Annotated in this window: 14 protein-coding genes and 1 pseudogene; 3 read left to right on the top strand and 12 right to left on the bottom strand. The window is 60.1% G+C overall.

All coding sequences use genetic code 11. The features are described from left to right. Positions 1–3: 3 nt before the first annotated feature. From AB9N64_RS11825 to AB9N64_RS11805, 5 genes are read right to left on the bottom strand one after another with little or no spacing between them, the layout of a single operon-like run. Positions 4–999 (bottom strand): MoxR family ATPase, encoded by a 996-nt coding sequence (locus AB9N64_RS11825; RefSeq protein ID WP_019821227.1) that lies wholly within the window; start codon positions 997–999, stop codon positions 4–6. Beyond that, a complete protein-coding gene (locus tag AB9N64_RS11820; RefSeq protein WP_371360289.1) occupies positions 996–2,153 on the bottom strand; it encodes a DUF4350 domain-containing protein in 1,158 nt (385 codons plus the stop codon). Before AB9N64_RS11820 ends, AB9N64_RS11825 begins: the two co-directional genes overlap by 4 nt. Continuing rightward, a complete protein-coding gene (locus tag AB9N64_RS11815; protein ID WP_019821229.1) occupies positions 2,150–3,679 on the bottom strand; it encodes a DUF4129 domain-containing protein in 1,530 nt (509 codons plus the stop codon). Before AB9N64_RS11815 ends, AB9N64_RS11820 begins: the two co-directional genes overlap by 4 nt. Further along, positions 3,666–4,646 (bottom strand): stage II sporulation protein M, encoded by a 981-nt coding sequence (locus AB9N64_RS11810; RefSeq protein ID WP_371360287.1) that lies wholly within the window; start codon positions 4,644–4,646, stop codon positions 3,666–3,668. Before AB9N64_RS11810 ends, AB9N64_RS11815 begins: the two co-directional genes overlap by 14 nt. Further along, a complete protein-coding gene (locus AB9N64_RS11805; protein ID WP_014719736.1) occupies positions 4,643–5,335 on the bottom strand; it encodes an RDD family protein in 693 nt (230 codons plus the stop codon). The genes AB9N64_RS11810 and AB9N64_RS11805 overlap by 4 nt, the downstream gene beginning before the upstream one ends. 167 nt (positions 5,336–5,502) lie before the next feature. On the opposite strand from AB9N64_RS11805, the gene sbcB reads away from it, so the two are divergent. Beyond that, the gene (sbcB, locus tag AB9N64_RS11800) at positions 5,503–6,930 is read left to right on the top strand and encodes an exodeoxyribonuclease I (protein WP_019821233.1); all 1,428 of its coding nucleotides are present in this window, start codon (positions 5,503–5,505) and stop codon (positions 6,928–6,930) included. A 90-nt stretch (positions 6,931–7,020) separates the two neighbouring features. Here the strand turns inward: sbcB and mvaT are convergent, their stop codons facing one another. Next, the gene (mvaT, locus tag AB9N64_RS11795) at positions 7,021–7,395 is read right to left on the bottom strand and encodes a histone-like nucleoid-structuring protein MvaT (protein WP_019821235.1); all 375 of its coding nucleotides are present in this window, start codon (positions 7,393–7,395) and stop codon (positions 7,021–7,023) included. Between the two features lie 351 nt (positions 7,396–7,746). Between mvaT and purU the strand changes: the two genes are divergently transcribed. Then, positions 7,747–8,595 (top strand): formyltetrahydrofolate deformylase, encoded by an 849-nt coding sequence (gene purU, locus AB9N64_RS11790; RefSeq protein WP_019821236.1) that lies wholly within the window; start codon positions 7,747–7,749, stop codon positions 8,593–8,595. Between the two features lie 123 nt (positions 8,596–8,718). On the opposite strand, the gene AB9N64_RS11785 is transcribed toward purU, so the two are convergent. From AB9N64_RS11785 to AB9N64_RS11765, 5 genes and pseudogenes are all read right to left on the bottom strand, one after another. Continuing rightward, complete coding sequence (locus AB9N64_RS11785) at positions 8,719–9,828, bottom strand: lysylphosphatidylglycerol synthase transmembrane domain-containing protein (protein WP_019821239.1); 1,110 nt, start codon at positions 9,826–9,828, stop codon at positions 8,719–8,721. Continuing rightward, positions 9,816–10,568, bottom strand: coding sequence for a polysaccharide deacetylase family protein (locus AB9N64_RS11780; protein WP_289328968.1), 753 nt, complete (start codon positions 10,566–10,568; stop codon positions 9,816–9,818). The genes AB9N64_RS11785 and AB9N64_RS11780 overlap by 13 nt, the downstream gene beginning before the upstream one ends. Then, complete coding sequence (locus AB9N64_RS11775; protein ID WP_014719730.1) at positions 10,561–11,682, bottom strand: glycosyltransferase family 1 protein; 1,122 nt, start codon at positions 11,680–11,682, stop codon at positions 10,561–10,563. Before AB9N64_RS11775 ends, AB9N64_RS11780 begins: the two co-directional genes overlap by 8 nt. 227 nt (positions 11,683–11,909) lie before the next feature. Next, positions 11,910–12,674, bottom strand: a complete 765-nt coding sequence (locus AB9N64_RS11770) for a methyl-accepting chemotaxis protein (RefSeq protein ID WP_370694806.1) — start codon at positions 12,672–12,674, stop codon at positions 11,910–11,912. Between the two features lie 141 nt (positions 12,675–12,815). Further along, positions 12,816–13,655: pseudogene (locus tag AB9N64_RS11765) on the bottom strand (cache and HAMP domain-containing protein); the annotation flags it as partial. A 349-nt stretch (positions 13,656–14,004) separates the two neighbouring features. Between AB9N64_RS11765 and AB9N64_RS11760 the strand changes: the two are divergent. Beyond that, a complete protein-coding gene (locus AB9N64_RS11760) occupies positions 14,005–15,483 on the top strand; it encodes a helicase HerA-like domain-containing protein (RefSeq protein ID WP_014719728.1) in 1,479 nt (492 codons plus the stop codon). Between the two features lie 4 nt (positions 15,484–15,487). Here the strand turns inward: AB9N64_RS11760 and AB9N64_RS11755 are convergent, their stop codons facing one another. Then, positions 15,488–15,943 (bottom strand): DUF721 domain-containing protein, encoded by a 456-nt coding sequence (locus AB9N64_RS11755; protein ID WP_014719727.1) that lies wholly within the window; start codon positions 15,941–15,943, stop codon positions 15,488–15,490. Between the last annotated feature and the right edge of the window lie 160 nt (positions 15,944–16,103).

Genomic DNA, 16,103 nt, shown 5'->3' with positions numbered 1-16,103 from the left:
GCGTCATTGCCTTGGTGCCGCAATCTGGTCGAGTAACTGCTGGAGCACCTGGTCGACCTCCAAGCCGTCGATGTCCAGCTCTGGTGCGATGCGTACCCGGTGACGCAGTACCGCCAGGGCGCAGCCCTTGATGTCATCGGGGGTGACGAATTCGCCACCGCGCAACAGCGCACGGGCACGGGCACCGCGTACCAGAGCGATGGAGGCCCTGGGGCCGGCACCGATGGCCAGCCCCGGCCAACTGCGCGTGGCACGGGCCAGGCGCACGGCATAGTCGAGCACCTGTTCATCCAGTGGTAGGTCACTGGCAATTTGCTGCATCGTTACTACGTCCTCGGCTTGCAGCACAGTACGCAACGGCTGTACCTCCAGCATGTCGGCCTTGGACGAGCGCGTCACTTCGCGGACCATATCCAGCTCTTGTAGAGCATCCGGGTAGTCCATTCGCACCTTGAGCATGAAGCGGTCCAGTTCGGCCTCGGGCAGTGGGTAGGTGCCTTCCTGTTCGATAGGATTCTGGGTTGCCAGGACCATGAAGGGCTGGCCGATGGGCAACGCCTCGCCCTCCAGGGTCACTTGGCGTTCCTGCATGGCCTCCAGCAGCGCTGCCTGGGTCTTGGCGGGTGCACGGTTGATCTCGTCGGCCAGCAACAGGTGGGTGAACAACGGCCCCTTGCGCAGTTTGAACTGTTCGGTCTGCAGGTCGTAAACGGCGTGGCCGGTGACATCGCTGGGCATTAGGTCCGGGGTGAACTGGATGCGGGCGAAATCACCGCCAAAGCAGCGGGCCAGGGCCCGTACCAGCAAGGTCTTGCCCAGGCCAGGCACGCCTTCAAGCAGTACGTGGCCGCCTGCGATCAGGGCGGTGAGCACGTCGTCAATCACAAGGTCCTGGCCAATCACGGCCTTGCGCAATTCCACGCGCAGCGCCTGGGCCTGCTGGCTGGCCTGCTGAAGGTTTTCGGCGGTCAGGGCGGTGGCCAGTGGAGAGTCGCTCATAAGGCATTCCTGAGGGTTTGCAGGTGCGCCACCTGACGGCTGAAGTCGGCGCTGGAAAGCCGCTTCAGCGCAACGGGCTCAAGCGCCTGGCTGATGATGTGAGGGGGTTGTCGCGTAAGGTGTTCCAGCACTTGGCGTTGCTCTGACGCATCGAGGTGTTCGAACCCTGGATGGCGTCGCCGGGCTGCGCGCAGGATGTCGTGTCGCAAGGCTTGCAACAACGTGCCCGGGCCGCTGCGGCGCAATAGGAAGTCCGCGCTGGCCTGCAAGTGTTCCTGCAGCTGGCGACGTGCCTTGGGCGCCGGTGTCTGGATCGGGCCCTGGCGCATGCCTGCCTGCCACAGCCCCAAAGCAAGCAGCGCAACCAGGGCGACGAGGGCCTGGGGGAAATAACGGAGCAACAGAGTAAACAGATCGTCTGTGTCGCTGTTGAACAGCAGGGTGACGTCAGTGCCCTGGTTCAGGTACCACAGCAACCAGGCGTTATCATGGTTGCCGATATCTGTGGTTTTCCATAGGTCGCTGTCGGTGATCACCGTGACGCGACCTTGCCCCAGGTCGAGTTGCATCAGGTGGCTGGACTGGGCGCTGTTGGCGGAAAACTGCGCCAGGTGCTTGGGGTCGGTGAGGTTGAAGTAAGTGTCAAAACTAAAGTACGCCGGTGCGGTTTCGTTGTCGACATAGAGCTTGGTCAGATCCGGTTTGGTTTTTTTACGCGGTGGCACGGGTTCGTCGAAGGTGTCGCTCAAGGTTTGGCGGATAGTGAGGCGATCAAGCAGCAGGTCACCGCTTGTGTCGGCTTCTTCATCCCATAATGCCTCGGCGACCAAGAGCAGGTGGCCACCGGCTTTTGCCCAGCCCAGCAGTTGGTCGACCTGGCGTGGGGTCATGTTGCTGCGCTCTCCCAGCAACAACAGGCTATGGCCTTTGGCGGGCAGTTCGGCGAGTCGTTCAAGGCCCTTGGCGTGTGCCACGACCAAGCCGTGCTGGCGTAGAAAGTGCTCGGCGGCCAGATAGGGATTGGCGCGAGCCTCTGGCGACGGGCCCCGGTCAACCACTTCCTCGTAGGGAATTGCCTTGTGCCAGGCATATAAGCCGCCCGCACCCACCAGGCACGCCAACAACAGCGCTGTCCACAATAGCGCGCGATTCATTGGCCCGCTCCGTCACTGAAAAGAGCACGCCAGTCGCTGCACAGTTTTTGTTGGGCTGAAGAAGGCGGCAGACGGTGACCATAGGCCAGGTTTTGCCAGTGGCGTGTCAGTTCGTCGCTGAACGCCAGTAACTGCGGTTGTTGCAAATGATGAACACGCTCCAGTACCTGCCCCTCGGTATCGGCGCTTGTCAGTGGCAGGTCGAACTCGTGCAACAGCCGGCTGAGCAACCCGCGATACAGCAGGCCAAGGGCTTCCCGTGGGTGGGTGGGCCATAGTTGTTCGGCGGTACTGGCGATGTCTTCGGGCAATGTCTCGGTGCCCAGTTCCAGCCCGAACAACTGAGCGGGAACGGGCGAGGGAGCGGCCGTGCGAGTAGGCCCAAGGCGGCTGACGAACGTGCGCAACCATTCACGGTAACGCCAGCACACCAGGGCCAGGCCGCCAATCAGAAGGCTCCAGAGCAGTATTTCCAAAGTTTTGGCGACGTATTTGAAGGTGTCGCTGTTAAGGTTGTCGAGCAGTGCCTGGAGCCAGCCAGGTAATTTGCCGTCGCCCGTGGCCTTGTTTTTAACCGGCGCTTTTTCTTCGCCAAACCGATAGCGTGTGACGGTTTCCGGGTTCTTGAAAGGTGGCTTTTCCAGCAACGCCTGGATGGATTGGCTGGCGGCCTGGGTGCTAAGTGGCTTATGGGCTGTGGTTTCATCTGCCATGGTCGGTGGGCTGATGTGTAGCAACGCCAGGCCAACCACCAGCAACAGCAGCGGTGCAACATTGCTCAGGCGCTGGCGCAGCCGACGGAATACCAGTTCCAGGTCCCAGGCCTCCAGCACTGTGCGGCGGTTGAGGTACAGGCTGAAGCCACAGGCGACGTAGATGGGTTCCCAGAACACCAGGACCAGGGCATAGAAGGCATTGCTCAGGTGCTCAAGCCAAAGCACGTCCGAGGCTGACGCGAATATTAGCCGTTGCCAGTCCCAGTCCAGTTCAACCTGTTGCGGGATGAAGAGATAGAACAGGGTCATGCCGCCAAACCAGAGGCCGATTTCCATGTGCACACCGATGGTCGTCAGCCAGCGTGCGGCGCCAGCGTTACGTTGCAGCAACACTCCAAGGCGTCGTTGACGTGCGTCACCGTCCAGGCCTTCCAGTTGGCTGACGGGCAGGGTGAAGCTGCGGCTCATGCTCAGCCGCCGCCACGTCAGGCTTGCGAACAGTTGCCCCTTGAGCAATTGCGGCCACTGGCGAACGGCCTGTTTGAGGCTGGGGGGCTCACCAAACAGGGCCTTGGACAGAATGTACAGCGGCAAGCGGTCGAAGGCCGGCTTGAGCCACCAGAACAGGAACATGACCAAAGACGGGTAATTCCAGAGCAGCACCGTCAACAGGCTGAATACCGGCAAGCTTACCAGCGCCCAACTGCCCATCAGCAGGACACGGTGTTCCCTGGCCATCAGTACGCCCAGGTCCATGGCTTCCCAGGAAGTACGCGGGCGAATCACCACGCTGGCGTCAGTCAGGCGCATGGCGACTCCGCCCGGCCAGGGACAGGTAAGCGGCCACCAGCAGCCAGAGCGCGGCGCCTACTGCGTATTTGATCCAGGGCTCAATGCGAGTGGTTGAGGACCAGTAGGCTTCGATAAAGGCTGCGATCAACAGGAACACCATGACACCGCAAAGCATCCGTACGCTTTTGCTGGCGGCCAGGCGCAGGGCCTCGCTGCGTGCCAAGCGCCCGGGGGCAACCAGTGACCAGCCCAGTTGCAAACCTGCGGCACCGGCCAGCGTGATGGCGCTCAACTCGAATGCGCCGTGACCAATGACAAACGACCAGAAGGTCTGGCCATAGCCAATGTCGGTAAGGTGCCCGGAGACTGCACCTATGACCAGGCCGTTGAAAATCAGGAAGAACACACTGCCCAGGCCGAACAACAGGCCGGCGGCAAAGGTCTGGAAGGCGATGCCGATGTTGTGCATCACGTAATAGCCAAACATCATCCAGTCTTCGCTGGCGGCCCGTTCGGCAGCACGGCCCAGACGGCTGGCGTCGGGGTTGTACATGCCCTGCATGTCGGCCACCTGCTGGGGGCTGATGATGCTGTAGATAAGATCGGGGAACAGGTACACCAGCAGGGCTATCCCCACCAGGCTGCCAAAGAATAGCAGGCCAGCGATCAGCACGAAGCGCCATTGTTCGCGTACCAGGCGCGGGAAGTCGGCGAGAAGAAACGCCAGTATGTTTGCCGTCAGTTGGCTGCGATGGCGATACAGTTGTTGATGGCCGCGCAGTGCCAGTTGTTGCAACGTGTCGACCAGGTAACTGCTATAGCCGCGTTGCTGAGCCAGGGCCAGATGTTGGCACAGGCGTCGATATTGATGCGGGAAGTCGGCAACATCGGCGGCCTTGGCTTTACCTTGCTCCAGTTGTGTCAACTGCTCGGCGAAGGTATGCCATTGGCGCTGGTGGCGGCTTTCAAAAAGGCTCTGCTTCATGTCGGCCCCAACAAACCACGGGCTACCCCGTTGAGTTGCTCCACGGCGCGCGGCGCAGACACCTGCAGGGGCTCTGCGAGGATGGCGGCCAGTTCATGCACCCGTTCGGCCGAGAGTTCGGCCTGGCGTTCGGCGAAACCGAGGATGGCCCGCTGTTCGCTCAACTCCAGTGCGAAGGGTAAGCGCAGGGCGGGCGCTTGAGGGATGCTTGGGCGTACCAGCGGCAATTCCCGGTAGACCACCAGCGTACCGGCGGCCAGGTCGCCGAGCCGCTTGAAGTGCGGATGTTGCAGGCAACTGATCGCGCCCAGGAAATAACCGAAGGGCAGCATGTCGACAAAACGCAGCAGGTTGCGGATCAGCGATGCCGACCAGCCAATGGGCGTGCCGTCATCCTGTACCACGCGCAGGCCCATGACCTGCTTGCCTGGCGAGCAGCCCTGGTTGAGCACTTCGAACAACACCATGTACCACCAGCTCACCAGGAACAGCAGCAGCGAACCCAGCCCGATCCCCACATTGCCGAGCAGCGCCAGCGGCACCAGCAGGATACCCATGATGATCCCGCGCACGCCCAGGTCGAATGCAAACGCCAATGCCCGGGAGGGCAGGCCAGCAGGGCGCAGGGGCAGGTCGATGCCCTCGGGCGTTTCTATCTGATAGTGGGTATCCAGAGGGGTTGATGGCATTGCGATCCTTGGCACTGCGAGGCGACTTGAGAGACACGGATGCTAGCAGTGTCGAGGATGGAAGCAACCACCCGAGGTTTTTCTGGATATTTATACAGTAAGGTATCGCTGGCCCCGGACGCCTTGCAGCGCCTAGACTTTGTCGGTCTTCAGCACAGGAATAGCCCGTGACCTCGATTTTCTGGTACGACTATGAAACCACCGGCATCAACCCGCGCAACGATCGCCCGCTCCAGGTAGCCGGTATCCGCACCGACCTTGAGCTCAATGAGGTCGGTGCGCCGATCAACCTTTATTGCCAGCCCAGCGACGATATCCTGCCTCATCCGGCAGCGTGTGCGATCACGGGTATTACGCCGAGTATCCTCGCTGAGAAGGGCCTTGCCGAAGCCGATTTCATGACTCGGGTGCACGCCGAATTGGCCGCGCCAGGTACCTGCGGCGCCGGCTACAACACCCTGCGATTCGACGATGAAATGACGCGCTACAGTCTGTACCGCAATTTTTTCGACCCCTATGCGCGCGAGTGGCAGGGCGGCAACAGTCGCTGGGACTTGATCGATGTGATGCGCACCGCCTACGCCCTGCGGCCGGAGGGCATCAACTGGCCCGAGCAGGAAGGGCGCGTGACCCTCAAGCTCGAACGCTTGACAGAGGCCAACGGCATAGACCACGGCCAGGCCCATGACGCGTTGTCGGATGTGCGTGCAACCATCGCCCTGGCGCGGTTGGTCCGGGAGAAACAACCGAAGTTATATGAATGGTTGTTTCAACTGCGCAGTAAACAACGGGTCATGGATCAGGTGCGGTTGCTGCAACCGATGGTGCATATCTCCGGGCGTTTCTCCGCCGAACGCCATTACCTGGGCGTGGTCTTGCCCCTGGCCTGGCACCCACGCAATCGCAATGCCTTGATCGTCTGTGACCTGGGGCTCGATCCGCAAGGGCTGTTGGACCTGGATGCGGCGACCCTGCGCCAGCGTCTTTACACGCGCCGCGATGAGCTGGCCGAAGGTGAGCTGCCGGTTCCGCTCAAGCTACTGCATATCAACCGCTGCCCGGTGGTTGCGCCGTTGAAGGTGCTGCGCCCGCAAGATCTTGAGCGCCTGCAACTGGATAAGGAGGCTTGCCTCGCGCGGGCGCTGCGACTAACTGACGCACAGGAAGTTTGGCGGGACAAGTTAGCGGCCATTTATGCCGAGGAAGACTTTGCGTCGAACGCGGACCCGGAGCAGCAGCTCTACGAGGGTTTTATTGGTGATCGTGACCGCCGTTTATGTGAGCAAGTTCGCATGGCAGAGCCCGCGCAATTAGCCCGTCAGCAGTGGCCGTTCGATGATCATCGTTTGCCGGAATTATTATTTCGCTACCGGGCGCGTAACTTTCCTGAAACCTTGAACAATGACGAGCAACAACGCTGGAAACTTTTCTGTCAGCAACGTTTGTCGGAGGCGCAGTGGGGGGCGCCGAATACCCTGTTGGCATTTAAGCAGGCGCGTGAGGAGTTGGCGGTTAGTGCTACATCGTTTCAGTGCCAGGTGCTGGCGCAATGGCAGGACTATGTGGATTCATTAGCGGCGCGCTTGAGTCTGTAAGCGCATAACTACAGAATATTCAGACAATAAAAAACGCCAGCAAGCTGGCGTTTTTCATGTGTGACGTATCGGGTGAACGTCCGACCGGGCTTAGCCCAGCAGGGTTGCCCAACCTTCAACTACGTCACCGCCCCACTTGGCTTTCCACTCTTTCAGAGTTTTGTGGTTGCCACCTTTGGTTTCAATCACTTCGCCGTTGTGTGGGTTTTTGTATTGCTTGACCTTGCGAGCACGCTTGGTGCCGGTAGTTTTCACAGCGCCGCGCGGTGCTTTAACTTTCGACTCTGGATCCAGCAGCGCGATGATGTCACGCAGGGATTTGGAGTATTCACCCATCAGGGTGCGCAATTTGCCTTCGAATTCCAGCTCGGTTTTCAGCTTGTCGTCTTCGGACAGGTTCTTCAAACGGGCTTGCAGCTCTTTGATAGCTTCTTCGGTGGCGCGGTATTCGTTGATCAGTGACATGTGGACTACCTTATGTAGAACGCTGATTGACAGGGTGAGTGGCCTAATAATAGTCAGGCAATTTCATCAAGTAAACATTTAAGACGTTATTCAGGTGAATGACATTGAATGTGTGTGAGAAAACCTGGCCGATGAGTTAATTAGTCAGCGTTAAGCGCAAAGATAATCGCGTTAATTTTTTGCTACTGACCTCAGCATGCCGTTGTACCGTCATATAGCGGTGGTAAAACCTTACACGATTAAGGGGTGTTACCACGGCCATGCCTCAAGATAAGGTGCAAGGGAATACTGCAGTTTTTCTGCGTAATCGCTAGAATAGCGGCCTTTGTGAAGTTCTGGAGTTTCCCCCTAATGCGCACTTTTCGGCTGGTGATTGCTTGCCCGGACCGGGTTGGCATCGTTGCCAAGGTCAGTAACTTTCTGGCTTCCCATAATGGCTGGATCACCGAGGCGAGCCATCACTCGGACGATCTCAGTGGTTGGTTTTTCATGCGTCACGAAATCCGTGCCGATACGCTGCCCTTTGGCCTGGAAGCATTCCGCGAGGCGTTTGCGCCGATTGCCGAAGAGTTTTCGATGACCTGGCACATCACCGATACAGAGCAGAAGAAACGCGTGGTGCTGATGGCCAGCCGCGAATCCCACTGCCTGGCAGACCTGCTGCACCGCTGGCACAGCGACGAACTCGATTGCGAGATTGCTTGCGTGATCTCCAACCACGACGACCTGCGCAGCATGGTCGAATGGCATGGCATCCCTTATTACCATGTGCCGGTCAACCCACAGGACAAGGAACCGGCATTTGCCGAGGTATCGCGACTGGTCAAGCAGCATGACGCGGATGTGGTGGTGCTGGCGCGCTACATGCAAATCCTGCCACCGGAACTGTGCCGCGAATACGCTGGCAAGGTGATCAACATTCACCACAGCTTCTTGCCGTCCTTTGTCGGTGCCAAGCCGTATCACCAGGCTTCCCTGCGTGGCGTGAAGCTGATTGGTGCAACCTGCCACTACGTGACCGAAGAGCTGGACGCCGGCCCGATCATCGAGCAGGACGTGGTGCGCGTCAGCCACAGCGACAGCATTGAAGACATGGTGCGCTTCGGCCGTGACGTCGAGAAGATGGTGCTGGCCCGTGGCCTGCGCTATCACTTGGAAGATCGCGTGTTGGTGCACGGCAACAAGACCGTGGTCTTCTGACCCGGCGATTGTGATTGAAAGACACCGGGGCCTGGAGGTAAAACTCTCCAGGCCCTTTTTTATTTCTGCTTCTGGAGATTCCCATGAGCGATCCGCTGGATAAAGCCACCTCACGGGCGCCTGCTACCTTGGGCGAGGGCTGTTTGAGCCGTTACGACCCGGACGCGCTGGATGCCGAGGATGGTACTGATTTTCCAGGCGCGGCGCGTTTATGGGAGCAGACACAGGCGCACGACCAGCCGCCTGCCGCCCCTGAAAAAGACGCTTGAGCAGCGGTTTGCCGACCATCAATAGAAACACTGGCGCACCGGCCAGCAAATAGAAGTAGTAGGTCACCGCGCGCCAGATCAGAATTGCCGCAGCCGCTGTGGATGTGCCCACCATGGGCGCCAGCAGTGCCGCTGACGTCAATTCCGCAGCGCCGGCCCCACCAGGCGCCAGGCTGAACTGCCCCGCAGTCAGGGATAACATCTGGATCAGAAAGCTCCAGGCCCACTGTACCTCGCCCCCCAACCCGCGCAGCGCCAGGTACAGCACGCTGTAACGCAGCAGCCAATGCAGGCTGGTCAGCGCAAAGACCCCAAGCAAGGTGCTCCGGGGTAGTTTCAGGGTGGCGCTGAACGCCGCAAGAAAACGCAGCAACCGGCGTGCCCAGCGTCGGCGGGTGGTAGCACTGACCTTCATGGCCTTGAGTGCCAAACCCGCCAGGCGAATCAGCCGCCGGTGAACATGCACCACGGCCCAGCCACTGATTACCCCACCCACCATCGACACGGCGCTAAGCCCCAGCAACCACTCCAGACGCGGGCTGAGGCTATGGAACAGCGCATACAGCAAGATCCCCACCAGTGCGCAGAGAAAAAACACCAGGTCGCTCAATTGGTCCATGGCGAACACCGCGCTGCCATGGGCGGGGCGGATACCATTGCGCGCCAGCAGGGCCATCAGGGTCAACGGCCCGCCGCTGCCGCCGGGAGTTGCACACATGGCGAATTCAGTGGATATCACCACGCCAAGGCTTTTGAGCGGCCCTAACTGGCCGCGATGCTCGCCAAGCAACAGGCGGATGCGCAGGCTGTTGATCAGCCAGCAGCCGATGATCATGGCGAACATCCCCAGTAACTGGGGCAACGGAAACTGGCGCAGGCGCGCAATGCTTTCGCCGCCGCCCAGCCACAATGGAATCACCAGCGCCACCAAGAGCGCCAACACTAACCAGATCAGTCGGCCCATGGCTGCGTCGCCAGCCAGGCGGCCTTGGTTTGGGGGACGCGCCCCGCGTTGAGCAGGCGTTGCAGGGTGTCTAGCCAATAATCGCGGGAAAACCTGTGGCGCATGTCCACCGGATGCACACCCAGTCGGATCAGCGGGGCGGCCTGCCATTGCTGTTCGCGGCGATCAGTGAGGATTTTGGACAATCCCCGGCGCCATGCACTGCGGGCGCTCCACACCAGGCCAGGGGCGTTGATAGGCGTGAAGTCCGGTAGGCGATAAAAATGTTGTGGGTCGCTGGTGTAGCTCAGCGGCAACTGGCGCAATGCCTGCCGGGTGCCATCGCTCATCAACCAGGCTGGCGCAACAAAGCCATGCAGCGGCCAGCCATTGCGCTGGAATACCTCAATGCCGGCGGTCAACCGCCGCAACGCCTCGGCTTCGGACAGCTGGTAAAACTCGCCTTCGTGGGTATAGATGCGTCGCATAAACCATTCTTTTGGCGTACGCGGCCGAGGTTGGTCGTCGCAATGGTAATAACCATGCAAGGTGAGTTCATCGCCCTTGGCGACACGGCTATCGAGCAGGCGCCGAAAATCGCGGTGGGCGGCTAGGTCGTCATGGTGATGGAAGTCCGGCACCACCAGCCAAGTGATGGGCACGTCGCCCAGTGCATCGACGGCCTCGACGAAGGGCCGGTAGTCGGCCCAGGTGTGCGGTGCCACGTCGTGCAGTACCAGCATCAGCGCGCGCTCAGCCATGGGCGAGCATCGGTTCATGGCTGCCCAGCACGGCGCAGTAATGCCCCAGCAGGCTGTCGACTACTGTGTCCCACGCATAATGCTGCTCGACATGGCGCCGAGCCTGAGCACCCAGGCGTCGGCTGTCGGTACTGAACAACTCGCGCACCGCATCGGCCATGGCCTTGGGGTTGTTTGGCGCACACAGCACGCCACAACGCTCGTCGATAATCTCGGTAAAGGCCCCGGCCGCCACGGCGACCACTGGAATACCGCAGGCCATGGCTTCCAGGATCACCAGGCCGAAGGTCTCCTGGTCGCCACCATGCAGTAAGGCGTCGGCGCTGGCCATCAGCCGAGCGACATGTTGGGCGGGCCGGAATCCGTCAATCACGGTGACATTGTCTGGCACGCTGGCCGGCATGCCGGAGCCCACCAACAGCAAGTGGTAGCCTTCCCCCAGGCGTTTCATGCAGTTGAGCAGCACCGGCAGGTTTTTCTCCTTGGAGCCGCGCCCGGCGAAGATCAGTAGTCGAGTGTCTTCGCCAATCCCCAGTTCGGCGCGCAGGCCGGGGTCACGTACCTCAGGGGTGAAGGTTTGCAGGTCTACACCCAGGGGTTGCACGAAGACATTTCTGACGCCAAGCCCGGTGAGCTTGTCGGCCATTACCTGGCTGGGGGCGAGCACTCGGTCGAAATTCCCATAGAGTTTGCGCACATAGGCTTCAACATTGGGGGTAAACCAAGGCCCCATGCGATTGCTCACCAGCAGTGGCAGGTCGGAGTGGTAAAAGCCGATGACCGGCACATCCAATTGGCGTCGGGCATCCAGTGCGGCCCAGGCGGTCAGGTAAGGGTCGCCAACTTCGATCAGGTCAGGCTGTAAATCGTGCAGGACATTTCGCCAAGGCGCCAAACGAAGGGGGAAGCGATAGCCTTTGCCGAAGGGCAGGGCGGGCGCCGGTACTTTGAAGATGCCGTCCTGCTCGCTCAAGTGTGCACCGGGTATCAACAGGCTGTGGCGAATGCCCGGCTTGAGCGCCAGACGCCGGTGCTTGGCGTCAAGGTAAGTGCGTACGCCACCGCTGGCCGGGGCGTAGAACATGGTTATGTCAGCGATATGCACGATGAACATCCCTCCGATCCATTGCTCTCCCTAGATGGACCTGAGGTAAGGATAGATGTTCGATTGGGATTGGTGTGTTATGCCGGTCGGTTAAACGCAGGTCCCCTGTGGGAGCGGGCTTGCTCGCGAAAGCGGTGAATCAGTCAGTACATCTTCAACTGATAGACTGCTTTCGCGAGCAAGCCCGCTCCCACATTAGTTCGCATTGCGTTCGCTGTAATGGTCGGTATTGCCCCTCAGATCCGGAAGCTGCCCACCAATTGCTTCAAACGCGAGGCCTGTTGTTCCAGGTCCGAGCAGGCGCGCAAGGTCGATTGCAGGTTTTCCACCCCTTCCTGGTTGAGGGTGTTGATCTCGGTGATGTCCATATTGATCGACTCCACCACCGAGGTCTGTTCTTCAGTGGCGGTGGCGACCGACTGGTTCATACCGTCGATCTCGCCAATGCGCTGGGTCACGCTGTTCAGGCGCTCGCCGGCCAGGTTGGCGATTTCCACGCTGTCCAGGCTGTGGCGTTGGCTTTCGCTCATGGTAGTCACCGAGTCCCGGGCACCCACCTGTAGCTCTTCGATCATCGTCTGCACCTGTTGCGCCGACTCCTGAGTGCGATGAGCGAGGTTGCGCACTTCATCGGCCACGACCGCAAAGCCACGCCCGGCTTCCCCGGCGCGCGCCGCTTCGATCGCCGCATTGAGCGCCAGCAGATTAGTTTGCTGGGAAATGCTGGTGATCACCTCAAGAATCTGGCCGATATTCACCGTTTTGCTGTTAAGTGCTTCGATATTGGTGCTTGAGGTGCTGATCATGCTGGATAACTGCGTCATCGCCTTGATATTGCGTTCAACCACCTGCTGGCCGTCTTCGGCCAAGTGCCTGGCATCGCTGGCCTGACTGGAGGCTTGGGCGGCGTTGCGTGCGATCTCCTGGGCTGCAGCCCCCAGTTGATTGATGGCGGCAGCGACACTGTTGGTGCGGTTGGCCTGTTCGTCGGAGTTGACCATCGACGAGTTGGAGGCGCTGACCACCCGCAGGGCCACTTCATTGACGTGCTCGGTGGCTGAAGACACTTCGCGAATCGAGGTATGAATGCGCTCGACGAAGCGGTTGAAAGCATTGCCCAGGGTGCCGAATTCATCATTGTTCTGGATGGTCAGGCGGCGGGTCAGGTCGCCTTCACCGTCGGCAATGTCCTGCATGGCTCGGGTCATCAGGTGCAAAGGTTGCAGCAAGACGCGGATGAGCATGCCGAGCAGGGCGATGATGATCACCACCGCGATGATCGTTGCGATCACCGCCGAGGTGCGAAACTCACTGAGCATGGCGAAAGACTTGTCTTTATCCACCGAAACGCCCAGGTACCAGTTTACCGAGGGCAGGCCCTTGATCGGTGTAAACGTCACGATATTGGTCTTGCCGTTGGCTTGCACTTCGCTGAAATCGCCGCTGATCTTCGGCGTGTCTTTTGGATAAACGTCCGCCAGGGTCTTCATCACCAGGGCTTTATCCGGGTGCACCAGCACTTTGCCGTCGGCGCTGACCAGGAACGCATAACCCATGCCGCCAAAATCCAGCGCGCCGATGTTGTCCACCAGGGTCTGCAGGCTCAGGTCGCCGCCGACTACGCCGATGCTCTGGCCACCCTTGGCGCTGGGCGTGGCGACAGAAATGATCAGTTGCCCGGTCGCCGCGTCGATATAGGGTTCGGTCAGGGTTGAACCGTTGCTGGCCTGGGCGCCCTTGTACCAGGGGCGAACACGCGGATCGAAGCCGTCGGGCATCTTGGTGTCAGGACGAATGGTGAAGGTGCCCTGGCTGTCACCGACGTAGGTGGCCATGAATGACGAGGTCAGCGCTTTCTGTTCCAGCAGGCTGGCGACCACGCTTTGTTCAGGGTTGATGGCGATGTTCTGTGCGGCGTTTTCCACCAGGGCGATACGCCCGGTGAGCCAGGTCTGGATGTTGCTGGCGGTGACGTCGCCCATCTCATGCAGGTAGTTATTGAGGTCGTCACGAATCGCGTTGCGCTGCAGGTAGTCGTTGTAGAGGGTAAACAACGCGAAAGCGGCGATGACGATAAGGGAGGCTGCAAGCAGGATCTTGTGGCTGAAGCGCAGATTTTTGTTCATGGCTTGAAGGGTCCGCTAAGGTCTTAATATCCGAGGCGCATCCTATGCGGGAGGCGCAAAATGGCAGCGTCAAAAAAGGTGTGGTATTTCTGGTGATAGCTCCGTTGGTCCATATCGGAATTATCTGACCGTTTTTTAGTCTTTGTCGGGCTTACATCCGTCTATATCGACCTCGCGGCACTAAAGATTAACCATAGGTGACGAAATGCCTGACTCCACACAACTGCTTATCGGTGCTGGCCTTGACGGCCTGCCCATCGCCCAGTCCATGCGCCTGGCCAACCGTCATGGGTTGATCGCTGGCGCCACGGGCACCGGCAAGACCGTCACCTTGCAGCGCTTGGCGGAAGCCTTCAGTGATGCGGGTGTGGCGGTGTTCGCTGCCGACATCAAAGGCGACCTCTGCGGCCTGGGCGCCGCCGCCAACCCCCAGGGCAAAGTGGCCGAGCGCATCGCCGGTATGCCCTTCCTTAATTACACGGCCCAGGCGTACCCGGTAACCCTGTGGGATATCCACGGCCAATCCGGTCATCCGTTGCGCACCACCATCAGTGAAATGGGCCCGCTCTTGCTCGGCAGCCTGTTGGAGCTCACCGACAGCCAGCAATCGGCGCTCTATGCGGCGTTCAAAGTGGCCGACCGCGAAGGCCTGTTGCTGCTGGACCTCAAGGACCTCAAGGCACTGCTCAATCACCTGCGCTATCACCCGGAACTACTGGGCGAAGACGCCGCCTTGATGACCACCGGTTCCAGCCAGGCCTTGTTGCGGCGTCTGGCAGTGCTGGAGCAGCAGGGCGCCGAAGCCCTGTTTGGCGAGCCGGCCCTGCAATTGGAGGATATTTTGCAGCCCGCCAGTGATGGGCGTGGGCGCATCCACCTGCTGGACGCCAGCCGCTTGGTGCATGAAGCGCCGAAGGTCTACGCGACCTTCCTGTTGTGGCTGCTGGCAGAGTTGTTCGAACAATTGCCGGAACGCGGCGATGCCGACAAACCGTTGCTGGCGTTGTTTTTCGACGAGGCGCACTTGTTGTTCGCCGATACGCCAAAAGCCTTGCAGGAGCGCCTGGAGCAGGTAGTGCGCCTGATCCGTTCCAAAGGCGTCGGCGTGTATTTCGTCACCCAATCGCCGGGCGACTTGCCGGATACGGTGCTGGCGCAACTGGGCCTGCGCATCCAGCACGGTTTGCGCGCGTTCACTGCCAAAGAACAGAAGTCCCTGCGAGCGGTGGCGGACGGTTTTCGTCCCAACCCGACATTCGATACCTTGTCGGTGCTTACAGAGTTGGGCACTGGTGAGGCCTTGGTGGGAACCTTGCAGGAAAAGGGCACGCCGGAAGTCGTCCAGCGCGTACTGGTTGCTCCTCCGCAATCGCGGATCGGGCCGCTCACCGAAGCCGAACGTAAAGCGTTGGTTGCCAGTTCGCCGCTGTTGGGGCGCTATGACAAGCCGGTGGATCGTGAGTCTGCCTATGAAGTGCTGATGGCCCGCAAGGAGCTTGGGCCTGCCGAGCAGGCTGCTCCGGCCGCCGAAGAGCCGAGCTTTACCGACAGGGCCGGTGCCTTCCTGGGGACCACGGCGGGCAAGGCGTTGAAGTCAGCCATGCAGCAGGCCGCCAATCAGATGGGGCGCCAGTTGGTGCGTGGTCTGCTGGGTTCGTTATTGGGCGGCAGCAAACGCAAATAACGTTTCAGGCTTTGGGCCGGGCATGGGCGGCCAGCCGTTCCAGGGCGGCGCGCAAGCCCGGGTCGTTGATCCCTTCGGCGGTGGCCTGAAGGGTTTCGGCGGCCGTTTCCGACAGGTCCATGGTATGCCCCACTGCGCCTTGCGGCACGGTGGGTGGCTGTACCTTGAACTGAATGCGCGTCAAGCCGGCGAATTCTTCAAACGCCATCAACTGGCGCTGCAAGCGTTTTTGCTGATAACGCAAGCGCGTGGCCCAATGACCATCGGTGACAATTAATAGCAGATTGCCTTCTCGCCAGGACGCCACATGACAGTGCTCACGTGCGGCAGGTTGCAGCTGGCTTTCCAGCAGGCGTTGCAAATGGCCCAGGCGTTTGGCATGGCCAAAGATGGCTTTCAACGGCTTGGCTTCGCGAAGCAACACGCCGGGCGCGCGGGCTGTAAGAGGGCGAAATGCCATGTTTAGACACCTTAGGTAACAGAGCGGTTATCTTAACAGAAAGCGCCGGTACACCCCGCGGCCGTGCCTCGGCTGGGCTTTGCCCATGAAATCAATAAGTAACTTCTGCGCTCCATGGGTTGAAGTTCGCGCAAAAGCCCTTATTTTAAACAGGCCCTCT

It is taken from the genome of Pseudomonas sp. KT_2_4, assembly GCF_041410225.1.
Taxonomy (GTDB): domain Bacteria; phylum Pseudomonadota; class Gammaproteobacteria; order Pseudomonadales; family Pseudomonadaceae; genus Aquipseudomonas; species Aquipseudomonas paracarnis.
The sequence above is the reverse complement of the archived record's forward strand: the minus strand, read 5'-3'. Positions and strand labels throughout refer to the sequence as shown.